The organism is Actinomadura livida (genome assembly GCF_014648675.1).
Taxonomy (GTDB): Bacteria; Actinomycetota; Actinomycetes; order Streptosporangiales; family Streptosporangiaceae; genus Spirillospora; species Spirillospora livida.
In genome coordinates this window covers 25571-36930 of the sequence record NZ_BMRO01000022.1, presented here as the reverse complement: position 1 = coordinate 36930, position 11360 = coordinate 25571, and the positions used below count along the sequence as shown (strand labels likewise).

The following is an 11360-nucleotide window of genomic DNA, read 5'->3' as shown; positions in this document are numbered from 1 at the left end:
GGTCGGGCGGGGGTGGTTGCTAGGCGGCGTTGGGGAGGTGGGTTGGGGGTCGGGGGGTGTCGTGTGCGGCTAGGGGGAGGGTTTCGGACCATAGCCAGTCGTTGATTGTGCCGTCGAAGGCTGTGGGTGGGGCGACCTTGAGTAGGCGTGGGGTGCGGGGGGTCAGGTGTACCTCGAAGGGGGTCGGGGGTGTTAGGGGGACGCGGGTTGCGGTGCCCCAGAAGTCGTTGAAGTCGGTTTGGGTCAGGTGGACGGTGGCGCTGAGCGTGCGGGTGGTGGCTGCCGGGCCTGTGGCCAGCCAGGACCAGTGGTCGGTGAGGAGGCGGCGAGCGGTGGTGCGCAGCACGTTGAGGGCGGCTAGGTCGTGCGGGCATGCCACATCGCTGATCTGGAGTTCTGGAAGGCCGAAGCGGCGTAGGCCGCGGGTGCGGAGGCGTACGCAGGCGCAGCCGTTCACGCCCTCGGGGTCCAGTTCGGGCTCCGCGGCCGTGCAGCGGCCGTTCGCGCGGAACGGCGGTAGGACGTCGCCCAGCCACTGGTCCGCCAGGACGAAGCGCGTTCTCTCGGTGGCGGAGGGCGGGAGGATATGACCCGTCGTGAGGTCTGCGGTGATTCCGCCGGTGGCGTCTGCGATGGCGTGGGCGGCGGCTCGGGCGACCTGGGCGCCGCGGGGCTGGTCAGTGATCGGCGTGAAGGCGGTGATGACGGCGAACTCGGCGGCGTTGCCGAAAGCCCGTGCGGCCGGTCTGTCTTCGGGGCGGGCCGCGCTGACCTGTCCCGGGTCCCAGCGGAGGCAGGTGAGGTCCTCCCGGGTGACCTGGAGCTGCGGTGAGCCGAGGCGTCCGGCGATGTGGGCGTGGTACGGGCCGGGCGGGCTTCGGTGGAGCAGATCGGCCAGGTCTTTCGGCACGCTCGTGGCGGCGACGGCGAAACGGGAGGTCGTGGTGGACGGGATCTGAAGGGTGATCGTGGTCATCAGGGCCGCTCCTTGCGGGAGGGAACTCATGCAATGTCGCCAGCATGCGCGGGGTGTGCGGGTCGGAGGAAGCCGAACTCCGGTCTGTGGATAACTCTCGGTCGCGGGAGGGGTCCAAGGGTGAGATATCGCCCATCGGGGGTGTGGTCGGGTCCCGGGTTCGTCCGGCCGTATAGCTGTTGGCGGGAAGTGGCCAGCGCGCGCGGTGTCATTGGGTAAAGTCGCCGTCACCCTTGGTGAGAATGATGTGAGAGGCGACGCATGTGCCGACTTTTCGCCATGAGCACGGGCGGGCCCCGGGTCCGCGCGGCCCATTGGCTGCTGGACGCGCCCCGGAGCCTGCGCGCGCAGAGTCACCGGATGCGGCACGGGGCCGGTCTCGGATGGTTCTCGCTCGGCGGGGAGCCCATCCGGGACAGGGCACCGCTCGCCGCCTTCGAGAACGCCGACTTCGATCTGCACGCCCGGAACGTTCCGTCCCACACGTTCGTGTCGCATGTCAGGGACGCGTCCGTCGGCGGCCTGACCGTGCGCAACTGCCACCCCTTCGTGATGAACGACCGGCTCTTCGCGCACAACGGCGTGGTGAAGGGGCTCGAGACGCTGCGGGCATGGCTGACCGAGATGGAGACCGCTCAGGTTTCCGGTGAGACCGACTCGGAACTCGTGTTCGCGTACGTGACCGCTGAGATCCGCCGCCACGGTGACACGACGACGGGGATCGTCGAGGCGGTACGGCGCATCGCCGCCGACCTGCCAGTGTTCTCCCTGAACATGCTCGTGGCCGAGCCGGGGCGGATATGGGCGCTGCGCTACCCGGAGAGCAACGAGCTGTGGGTCCTGTCGCCCGGTGAGGGCGGCGTGAGCGATCCGGGGACGGACGGGCCGTTGCCCGCCGTCGTCATCGCCAGCGAGCCCATGGACGACCAGCGAGGCTGGCGCCTCCTCCAGCCCGGTGAGCTGCTGATCGTGGAGGGCCTGGCCGAGACTTCGCTGTTCCCGTTCGGCCCGCTGAGCCGTCCGCTGCGCCGCTCGGACCTTTCGCTCCGGGAAGCCGCGTCCCAGGCGACCGCCGGCGTGCTGACCGCCGCCGGGACGGGCGGTCCGGCGCCCGAGCCCGAAGCCGCGGCCGGTCCGGCGCCCGTCCTCGCAGCCACCGAAGGCGGTTCGACGCCCTACGGGACCGCCGGTCCCTGACCCGCCGCTCCCGTCCGGCCGCGGCCGGGTTCCGTATCCGGGGCCGGTGTCCAGCTTCGACACGCCGTTCACCACGGAAAAGACCAGCTTCGGCCGAATTCGCGGTGATTCGCGCGGCATCGACAGCGTAATCAGGGGGAATGTGTACGTTGGGGAGATCAACACTGCTGTGAGCTGCGGGGACGGCCCCGTGGCGCAGCCTTGGAAACCAGGAGGTCCCCGTGGCCCGAACACTGTCGAGAGGCACCCGCGTGACCGGTGCCGAACGCACCCAGCTCGCCGCCGAGCTCGCCCCGCGGTACGCGGCCGGCGAGAGCATCCGCGACCTGGCGGCCGAGACCGGCCGGTCCTACGGGTTCATCTACAACGTCCTCAAGGAGGCGGGCGTCCCGCTCCGGGGCCGGGGCGGCAACACCCGGCGCAAGAAGTCCTGACCCGCTCCCACGACGAGAAGGAAAAAGCGCACATGAACGGACGTCCCCCTCGCCCCCCGGGGGGACCCCGCGCGCTAGGAACGGCGGTTCGCCCCGGTGACCTCGCGGCGACCGTTCAGGCTGGCGAGGTCCGCGGCCGCACGGCCGGCGACCCAGCCTTCGTAGTTCGACACCGAACCCGCCCGACCCTTGGCGAGCTTCGGGAACATCGCGCCGACGGCCTCTTCGACGGCCCGGTCGCGCGCCGCCAGGACGGGGACCAGATCGTTCCCTCCGGCGCTCTCGGCCGCCCGCCCGGCGGCCTCCCGCAGCCGCTCCCCGATGCGGGCGGCGTAGGCGTTGAGGAAAGCGTGGCGGAACGAACGCGTCCTTGAACGTCCCCGCGCGTCGCGCCTGGGGCCCGCCTGAACCATGGCGGCCGTCGCCTGGACGAGCAGCGACGTGAACAGCATCTCCACCGCGGCCAGATCGGCCGGATAGCCCATCACCGTGGAGAACCCCAGCTCCCGATGCCATACCGCCTTGCAGCGATTGGCATCGGCCACCACCGTCAGCAGGACCGCCTTGGGCGAGTCATAGGGATTGTCCACCGCGATGCGGCGGCCGGCGGGGCCGCCGATGTCGCCTGTCTCCGCGGCCAGCAGCGCATGGTCGATGCTGTGCCGCGCCATCAGCTCCTGAGCGCGCGCGCTCAGCGCCTCCGCTTCTTCAGGGAACTCTGTCGACTCGGCCTTGGCCAGAAGCGCCCTGACCTTGCCGAGTGTCCGCTGATCGACATCCCGCCCCTGCTCGCGTGAGGCAGTCGGCCCATCCCTGCCTGGGACGGACGCACCGGGACGTGGGCCGAGGCTCGGCAGCCTAGGCAGGCCCTCCAGCAACTGGATGAGTTCGATCGCGCAGGTGGTGTAGGTCGCGTTCGTCACTCCTTCGCGTTCGCACCAGGCGTCCGCGTGACCGTCGTCGCCCTCCCACCACACGTCGGCTTCCAGGACGGCGAGCTGCTCGCGCCACCGGTCGTCCACGGCCCCGGCGTAGGCCCGCATCTCGCCCGCGATCGCGTCGGTCACGAGCCGTGCGTGCCTGGACGTGCGGCGGCGGGACGTGTATCTGACCACGTCAGCTGGCTGCCAGCCCCGTTCCCAGGCACTCGTGACCCCCCGGCGAAGCCGAGACGCAAGGCTGCGGCGGACGGTGAACGTCCAGCCGGGAACGGTGGTCCGCTCGGCCGCCTCCATCACGAACCGGCGGAATCCGGTGTGGTCGCCAAGGACGAGCGCCCGTACCGCTTCGGTGATCAGTGCGTCGGCGGCCTCCGTGAGAGAGGCCGAGGTCTCCGCATCCCCAGGCCGTGAACGTCGCCCCGCCATCCGATCCGGCACCCCCGTCGCCCAGGCAATTCGAGCACGACGCATCCTGCCATCCCGGGACGGACGGTTCGCCCCGCCCCGGCGGGAGCCGCTCGATCAGGGCAACGGAAAAGCCCCCGACCGTTCGGTCAGAGGCCGCCGGGGACACGCGGTCTTAATCGTCGCGGTCGCCGGTCCCCTCGCCGCGCATCTCCTCGATGACCACGCTCTGGTAGGCGCGGGAGGTGTCGGGGACGTAGCTGAGCCGAGCGAGCGCCTTGCCCTCGGCGTCCCTGATCTCGAAGTGGTAGCCGTCCCTCGCCTCGCCGATGTGCGCCGCGGCCTGGTCGTGCCGGAGCCGGCACATCGTGTCGACCTTCTCCAGCGCCACCTTGAGGCTCCCCGCGTCGCTGATGAGCCGGGCCGGCTCACTCGTCTCCCAGATCTCGAACATCGGTCGTGTCCTGTCAGCGGTCGGTCGTCGGACGAACCTGGCGGGGCATTCCAAACGTCGCAGACAGCTTGAACCCAATTGGTGGATCTTTCAATCAAACCAGGTATCGGATTGATCACTATTCGGAGTTCTGCCCGCTCAGGGCGCCTTGTCCATATCTGGCGCCATATGGGTGCTTTTGCGGTGCGCCCCGGTCTCGATAGGGTCGGCCGTCACAACCGAACGAGATTCGGAAGGAAACCGGAGTGGACTACCGGGTCGTGTCCATCGTCCGAGACAACGCCCGCGACCGGGGGACGGCGCCCGCCGTCACCGGGGACGGGCGTACCGTGAGCTATGCCGAACTCCACGAACGCTCCAGCCGGGTCGCGCAGGCGCTCCTCGCCGCCGGGCTCGGACCCGGCTCCCGTGTCGCGTACCTGGGCAAGAACGCGCCCGAGTACTTCGACCTGCTGTTCGGCGCCGCGAAGATCGGCGCGGTGACGGCCCCGGTCAACTGGCGGCTGACCCCCGCCGAGATCGCCGCGATCGTCACCGACGCGGGGGCCCCGGTGACGGTGGTGGACGCCGAGTTCGCGGAACTCGCGCCCGGACTGCCCGGAAAGACCATCCTCACCGGCGAGGACCACGAGAGCTGGCTCGCCGCGCATCCGGCCGAGGACCCGGGCCATATCGGGGAGCCGGGCGACATCGTCGTGCAGCTCTACACGTCCGGCACGACCGGGCTGCCGAAGGGCGTGCAGCTGAGCAACGCCAACTTCGAGGTGGGGGAGCGGATGGCCCGCCGCTGGCGCCTGGACGCCTCGGCGGTGAGCCTCGTGCCGATGCCCCTGTTCCACATCGGCGGCACCGGCTGGGCGCTCGCCGGGCTCTACGCGGGGTGCCGGCAGGTGCTGGTCCGCGACATCGACCCGGCGGCGCTGGTCGACGCCTTCGAGCGCGAGCGCATCACCAACGCGTTCATCGTCCCGGCCGTGCTGCAGTTCATGTGCGACGTCCCGGGCGCCGCCGAGCGCGACTACTCGGCGCTGCGGGCGATCACCTATGGCGCGTCCCCGATCACCTCGGAGGTGCTGCGCCGCGCGCTCGACACCTTCAAGGCCCCGCTCTTCCAGCTCTACGGGATGACGGAGACGACCGGCGCGATCGTCCAGCTCGAACCCGAGGACCACGACCCGGGCGGGCCGCGCGCCCACCTGATGCGCTCGGCCGGACGCCCGTACGACTGGGTCGAGGTGCGGATCGTCGAGCCCGGCGGGGACGCGGAGCGGCCGGTGGGCGAGGTCGGCGAGGTGCTGACCAGGTCCAGCCAGAACACGCCCGGCTACTGGAACCGGCCCGAGGAGACCGGGCGGCTGCTGGCCGGGGACGGCTGGCTCCGCACGGGCGACGCGGGCTATGTCGACGCCGAGGGCTACCTGTTCCTGACCGACCGGATCAAGGACATGATCGTCACGGGCGCCGAGAACGTGTACCCGATCGAGGTCGAGGAGGTCCTCGCGGCGCATCCGGGGATCGCCGACGTCGCGGTCATCGGCGTCCCGGACGAGCGGTGGGGAGAGACGGTCAAGGCCGTCGTCGTGCCCGCCCCCGGCGCGGCGCTCACGGCGGACGAGGTGATCGAGTACGTCCGGGAGCGCCTGGCCGGCTTCAAGCGCCCCCGGTCGGTGGACTTCGTGGACGCCCTGCCCCGCAATCCCAGCGGCAAGATCCTCAAGAAGGACCTGCGCGCCCCGTACTGGGAGGGCATGGGCCGCACCATCGGCTGATGGGTCCGCCGCCCAAAGTTGAGCGGTTCGCGCCTACATCGCTCTCAGAGGCGCGTCAGTCGTCGGCGATGGTGACAATCGTCTCCTTCGCGTCGGGTTCGAGGAAGCGTAGGAGCGACTCGCCTTCGTGGGTCAGCTCCTCCAGGGCCGCCTTGGGGAGCGGATCGAAGGGACGCAACCGCAGTGTGGCGACCTTGCGCTTGTACTCCGTCTCCCAGATGCCCTGGGCGAAGCCGTCCCAGAGGAACACGGCGCGGACGCGGAGGTTCTTCGTGGTGAGCAACGGCCGATGTGCGTCGGCGATGACACGCCTGCGGTCGGCATGCGCCAGCACGAGGCTGTCGAACTCGGGCAGAAATCGCGGTGGCGCCTGAACGTCCTCGCCCGGCCGCGGAGCGTCGGGGAGGTCGAACAGTTCCCTGCCACGGCCGTCGTTGTAGACATGCAGGCCGGGACGCAGACGCTCCAGTGCCGCACCGCTATCGGGAAGTCCTGACCACGTCTGCGCGTCGGCGGCGGACGCCGGCCCGTAGGCAGCCAGGTAACGGAGCATCAGCTCCTCTAGCGCCGGGTCGTCCGCGACGGGGGCGCCCAGCCAGTCATCGGCCAGGGTGAACTGTGACGTACGGGAGAAACCCCACCTGTCCTGTGTCGGAACCATGGCCAGCGGAACGCAAAGCCGTACGGCATAGCCGAGAGCCCTGTCGTTGACGTTCGGGAACTGCTCCTGCAGTAGTGCGCGGATCTCGTTGAACGTGCGGGGCCCCTGTCCGAGCAGTGCGCGCGCCGCCGGGACGACCTTCTCAAGGTCCATCCCCTTGGCCCGGTCACCCAGCACTTTGAGTGCGCCGTCCAGCATCGGCTGCATCGTCGTGCGGAAGGCCGTGTAGTCGGCACTGGTCATCAGGTGCAGTGTCGCGCGCATCATCGTGGCGCGCACGAGGGACCGGTCCCGCAGGGCCTCGTTGAGATCGGACGCCTGGAAGCCGTCCAGCCGGGTCCACAGCCCCAGGAACGGCGGCTTGGGCTCCTGCGCCTGCATGCCCAGGAGCCGCCCCACCGCCTCCGTCACGGGGAGGGGCTCCCGCGCGAGGAGGAGTTGCCGTGCCAGCGTGGCGCGGTTCAGGGCTCGGACGCTCAGCGTTTCCGTCATCCGTCCAGGATGCACGCTCTGCCTTCTGGCGGCGGCGACGCCCTTCCACCCCGGCCGGTTCCGCGGATCACCGCAGCTCAGCCCGCCCCGGGCGCCCGGTTCCGCGGCGGGCGAGGCGATCGGGAACGAGCGAGGGACGCAAGGGTTACGGGGGGAAAATTCCCAAAATGCACGTGCATCAGCCCTTGCACCTGCACGCCATCCCTAGCAGGATGATCCACGGACCCCCGCACGTGAACTCCCCGGAGATCGCGATGAACGCACACTTGAGCGACAGTGACCGGCAGGCGCTGCGTCTTGCCCAGGATCTCCGTGAGGAGATGCGGGCGGCGCTGCCGCACCTGCCGTCCGCCCCCTCTGTCTCCCCGTTCGTCGACCAGGCCGGGATGCCCAGCGTCCTGCTGCGCATGGACGCCGACACCGCCCGCGCGCTCATGGCCCTGCTGGCCGAGCGCCGGCTGGAGCAGGGTTCCGCGGAGCCGCGCCGGGGGGACGGAACTCATATCCCGCCCGCGGCCCAGGCGGTCCCGGCGGCGCAGGGAGCGGTCGCGCCCTTCGGGCAGCACCCCCCTTACCCGGACCCGGCGTTCGCCCCGCCGCACCCGGCCCCTCCGGTCTTCACGGGCGGAACCGGTCCCACCCCGCTGGTCCCCTCGGTCTACCCGACCCACTGACCGGCGCCCCCGCGCGGAACACGCCTCAGCAGACGCACCACTGGTGTCCCCTGCGGGCCCCTCCCGCCCCCTAGCCACGGGGCTGCCCCTTCTCGGACGCCGCGTCCACGTGTGCCCACACCTGGCCGCGGCGTTCTCGTGTGCCTGCCTTCGCCGGCCGCTCAGCGTGCTTCGCGCCGGGGTCGTCGGGGTATCGGGGTGCCCGCCCGCGGCGGCTTTGCCGGGGCCGGGAACATTCTCGGGAGTGCAAACGCTGCACCATGTACGGTCATCCCAGGTGGGAGCCATGCGAGCATAAAGATCTTTTGCCCGCGCGGCCCGGTAGGCCGGTACGGAAGAGCCTCGGAGGCTCCGCCACCGGCACCACAGCAAAAGATCTACCTGGCCAAAGGTAAAGAAATCGCCCGTTTGGCGAAACCACGGTAATGCCGTATATAGTCACACCCAGGTCAGGGTCAAAGAACCGTTGACCTGGCCTAACGCATAGTCGTCGCCTCCCGCCCGCCAGGCGGGTCCTCTACGCCGAACTCGGCCGTCCCATGCACCGGCCGTGCACCGTGCGGAGCCAATGAGCCCCCGGTCGGCGTCCATTCCCGCTATATCGAAGCCCGCGCCGCACGCGCGTCCCAAGACGGTCGTGCGCCATTGAGCGCGAGCGCGGTCCGCCATGCCCGTGGACCGTTCCAGCGGGGCCTTTCACGCGACGGATGCTCCCGAGTCCCGAGTCTCGGAGCCGTTCCCTCCTGCCCGGATACCGGCGTTCGCCGACCGGTGCGGAACGGCGGCCCTGTACCCCGACCGAAGGAAACCAATGCAGCAGCGAGCGATCAATGCCGTCCTGACCGGCGTCACCGGCACCGCCCTCGCGGGCATGCTCGTGGCCGGCGTCGCCGCCGCCAGCGATGACTCCGCTCCCGGCGAGAAGCAGTTCCTTACGCAGGAGGCCGTGGCCGCGCAGCAGCACGACGCGCGGCAGGGCCAGGCCCAGAACAAGGCCCAGAACAAGGCCGAGAACCCGGCCCAGAAGCAGACCGAGAACAAGACCCCCGCCGGCAACGCCGAGCAGCAGCAGAAGCAGCGCGAGGCCGCGAAGGAGAGCGCGCCCGCGAAGAAGGGCCCGAGGGCCCTGCTCAGCGGCACGACCACCGCGTCCTACTTCTGGGACGACGGCTCCGGCGTCCGCGGCGACACCGGCGCGCCCGCGAGCGGGAAGCCGATGCAGAAGGGCATGTTCGCCAGCCCGAGCTGGCCGATGCTCACCAAGGTGAAGGTCTCCTACAAGGGCCGCACCGTGACCGGTTTCGTCGGCGACCGCGGCCCCGGCGAGCCGTCGCACCGCGGCATCATGCTCGACCTCGACACCTACACCTTCCGGTACCTGCTGGACGGCGGCAAGCCGAAGAACAAGTACCACGCCGGATCCGGCCAGGGGCACCTGAAGGAGCTCAAGTGGGAGGTCCTCGAGTGGGGCAAGGGCGCGGGCAAGAAGGGCAAGCCCCAGCCTTTCGGTTCCTGACGTGAGGCCGCCCACGACCCGGCGGTGAGGCACCTCACCCGGGCGTGCGGCCTCTGGAGGGCCCCGGCACAGGGCTGCCGGTGCATGGAAGACGGGGATTCCCCGGTATCGCGAGATCACCGGGGAGTCCCCGTTTTCCTGTCCGCGGACGTCAGCCGGTGAGGAGCGGGATGACGGCGGCGAACTCGTCCATGACCTCGTCGGAGACCTGGTAGTAGGTGAAGCCGTACCGGTCGCGGCGGGCTAGTAGCTGCTCGGCGACGTGCTCCGGCGGGCCCAGGAACTGCGACGGCATGTCGAGGACGAGGTCGGCCGCCGACGCCCCCCAGCCGCGGAGGACGGCGACGCGGGCGGCGGCGCGGCGGGGGTCGGGCCCGAACGTGGGCGTCACCATCATGCTCAGCTCGACGTCCCGGTCGGCCGCGGCCGCGCGGACCAGGCCGACCTTGCGGGCGATGGTGTCCGGGAGCCGCTCGGTGACCTCCTCGGAGATCGTCCCGTCGGGGAGGGCGCGGGGGAGGATGCCGACGGTGTCGGCGTGCCGGCCGGCGATGCCCAGCATGCGGCTGCTCCCGGCGCCGACGACGAGCGGCGGCGGCTGCGCGGGTCGCGGGAACGTGGTCAGTCCGTCGATCCTGTAGTGGTCGCCCGCGAACGTGGTCTGCTGACCGCCGAGGAGGCTCCGCAGGATCTCCAGGGACTCCTCCAGCCGCCCCACCCTCGCGCCGGCCGCGTCGAACGGCATCCCGGCGGCCGCGTACTCGTCACGCAGCCAGCCCGCGCCGACGCCGAGCTCGAACCGCCCGCCCGACAGGTGGTCGAGGGTGGCGGCCTCCTTGGCCAGCAGCACCGGATGCCGGTAGTCGTTGGCCAGGACCATCGTGCCCAGCCGAAGTGTGCTCGTCGCCGCCGCGGCGGACGCCAGCGCCACCATCGGCGCGAGCTGGTCGCCGAAGGGCTCGGCGACGAAGTGGTCCCGCAGGACCAGCACGTCGTAGCCGAGTTCCTCGGCACGCCGCGCCGTGCGGGTCAGGTCGGCGCCGGAGCGGATCGATTCGCCCACGACCCCGAAGCGGAAGTCTCTGTCCATGCCGTGATCATGACCGGCGTGGTGTCCGGTGCGCTGGCAGGAATCCGACGCGGGGGTCGGCGGCCGGTGCGGCGCCGACCGGCGGAACGGGGCGAGTGGCTCGATTCGCCGTCCGTGCGGCGCAAGGGCGTCACCGACTGCCCCGTTCCCACCGGTCACCATCCAGGCTGCGTCGCGATCGGCGATTTTTCAACCCGCGCCCCCCGGGGAGCGCCCGGTCAGCCGATGCGCTGGGCCAGGAGGCGGCCGGGCCATTCGCCGACGGTGAACTCCGCCACGGGCTCGAACCCGTTGCGCCGGTAGTACTCGACGAGCCGGCCGTCGCCGCCGCCGTAGCAGTCGACGCGGAGCACCCCGGCGCCCTTCGACCGGGCCTCCTCCCTGGCCTTGGCGATCAGCGCGCCGCCCACGCCCTCGCCGGCGAACGAGCGGTCGGTCACCAGCAGCGTGATGTAGAGCTCGGGTTCGTCTATCGCGTCCACGTAGTGCGGCGGTCCCGGCGACACCGCCATGACCCCCGCCGGAGCGCCCCGCACCTCCGCCACCCAGATCTCGTCATCGCGGGCGATCCCGCCGATGCGCTCCACCCGGCGCGGGTCGGCCGACCAGGGCTCGGTGCCCCACTGACCCGACCGGCCGTGCGCGACGAGCCATTCCACGGCGCCGTCCAGCATCGCCAGTATGATCGGCGCGTCCGCGGCGCCGCCCTTGCGGATCTCCATCGCCACCTCCTCGCGGACGATCCTGGCAG

Annotated in this window: 11 protein-coding genes; 5 read left to right on the top strand and 6 right to left on the bottom strand. The window is 70.9% G+C overall.

Annotated elements, in window-relative coordinates; genetic code table 11:
- Positions 1–19: 19 nt before the first annotated feature.
- Entirely contained in the window at positions 20–976 is a 957-nt protein-coding gene (locus IEZ03_RS34525; RefSeq protein ID WP_184885281.1) for a hypothetical protein, read from the bottom strand.
- A 261-nt stretch (positions 977–1237) separates the two neighbouring features.
- Here IEZ03_RS34525 and IEZ03_RS34520 point away from each other — a divergent pair, with 261 nt between their 5' ends.
- Both IEZ03_RS34520 and IEZ03_RS34515 read left to right on the top strand, forming a co-directional pair.
- Positions 1238–2173, top strand: coding sequence for a class II glutamine amidotransferase (locus IEZ03_RS34520; RefSeq protein ID WP_184885279.1), 936 nt, complete (start codon positions 1238–1240; stop codon positions 2171–2173).
- Positions 2174–2394: 221 nt separating this feature from the next.
- A complete protein-coding gene (locus tag IEZ03_RS34515) occupies positions 2395–2607 on the top strand; it encodes a helix-turn-helix domain-containing protein (protein WP_131884259.1) in 213 nt (70 codons plus the stop codon).
- 74 nt (positions 2608–2681) lie between these two features.
- On the opposite strand, the gene IEZ03_RS34510 is transcribed toward IEZ03_RS34515, so the two are convergent.
- Together IEZ03_RS34510 and IEZ03_RS34505 are read right to left on the bottom strand one after the other, a co-directional pair.
- Positions 2682–3674, bottom strand: coding sequence for a DUF2786 domain-containing protein (locus IEZ03_RS34510; RefSeq protein WP_221480754.1), 993 nt, complete (start codon positions 3672–3674; stop codon positions 2682–2684).
- Between the two features lie 454 nt (positions 3675–4128).
- On the bottom strand, positions 4129–4407 hold the full coding sequence (locus tag IEZ03_RS34505; RefSeq protein ID WP_184885275.1) for a hypothetical protein: 279 nt from the start codon (positions 4405–4407) through the stop codon (positions 4129–4131).
- 245 nt (positions 4408–4652) lie between these two features.
- On the opposite strand from IEZ03_RS34505, the gene IEZ03_RS34500 reads away from it, so the two are divergent.
- Positions 4653–6176, top strand: a complete 1524-nt coding sequence (locus tag IEZ03_RS34500) for a long-chain-fatty-acid--CoA ligase (RefSeq protein WP_184885273.1) — start codon at positions 4653–4655, stop codon at positions 6174–6176.
- A gap of 55 nt (positions 6177–6231) precedes the next feature.
- Here the strand turns inward: IEZ03_RS34500 and IEZ03_RS34495 are convergent, their stop codons facing one another.
- Entirely contained in the window at positions 6232–7329 is a 1098-nt protein-coding gene (locus tag IEZ03_RS34495; RefSeq protein WP_184885271.1) for a winged helix DNA-binding domain-containing protein, read from the bottom strand.
- Between the two features lie 266 nt (positions 7330–7595).
- Here IEZ03_RS34495 and IEZ03_RS34490 point away from each other — a divergent pair, with 266 nt between their 5' ends.
- Positions 7596–8003: a hypothetical protein gene (locus IEZ03_RS34490; RefSeq protein ID WP_184885270.1), complete on the top strand. Its 408-nt coding sequence runs from the start codon at positions 7596–7598 to the stop codon at positions 8001–8003.
- An 811-nt stretch (positions 8004–8814) separates the two neighbouring features.
- Entirely contained in the window at positions 8815–9519 is a 705-nt protein-coding gene (locus tag IEZ03_RS34485) for a hypothetical protein (RefSeq protein ID WP_184885268.1), read from the top strand.
- A 151-nt stretch (positions 9520–9670) separates the two neighbouring features.
- On the opposite strand, the gene IEZ03_RS34480 is transcribed toward IEZ03_RS34485, so the two are convergent.
- On the bottom strand, positions 9671–10609 hold the full coding sequence (locus tag IEZ03_RS34480; RefSeq protein ID WP_184885266.1) for a TIGR03621 family F420-dependent LLM class oxidoreductase: 939 nt from the start codon (positions 10607–10609) through the stop codon (positions 9671–9673).
- 218 nt (positions 10610–10827) lie between these two features.
- The gene (locus IEZ03_RS34475; protein ID WP_184885264.1) at positions 10828–11331 is read right to left on the bottom strand and encodes a GNAT family N-acetyltransferase; all 504 of its coding nucleotides are present in this window, start codon (positions 11329–11331) and stop codon (positions 10828–10830) included.
- Between the last annotated feature and the right edge of the window lie 29 nt (positions 11332–11360).

Coding starts and splice junctions, on each gene's coding strand:
- IEZ03_RS34520 (WP_184885279.1), top strand. CDS start 1,238: ATGTGCCGACTTTTCGCCATGAGCACGGGCGGGCCCCGGGTCCGCGCG.
- IEZ03_RS34525 (WP_184885281.1), bottom strand. CDS start 976: ATGACCACGATCACCCTTCAGATCCCGTCCACCACGACCTCCCGTTTC.
- IEZ03_RS34475 (WP_184885264.1), bottom strand. CDS start 11,331: ATGGAGATCCGCAAGGGCGGCGCCGCGGACGCGCCGATCATACTGGCG.
- IEZ03_RS34480 (WP_184885266.1), bottom strand. CDS start 10,609: ATGGACAGAGACTTCCGCTTCGGGGTCGTGGGCGAATCGATCCGCTCC.
- IEZ03_RS34505 (WP_184885275.1), bottom strand. CDS start 4,407: ATGTTCGAGATCTGGGAGACGAGTGAGCCGGCCCGGCTCATCAGCGAC.
- IEZ03_RS34495 (WP_184885271.1), bottom strand. CDS start 7,329: ATGACGGAAACGCTGAGCGTCCGAGCCCTGAACCGCGCCACGCTGGCA.
- IEZ03_RS34485 (WP_184885268.1), top strand. CDS start 8,815: ATGCAGCAGCGAGCGATCAATGCCGTCCTGACCGGCGTCACCGGCACC.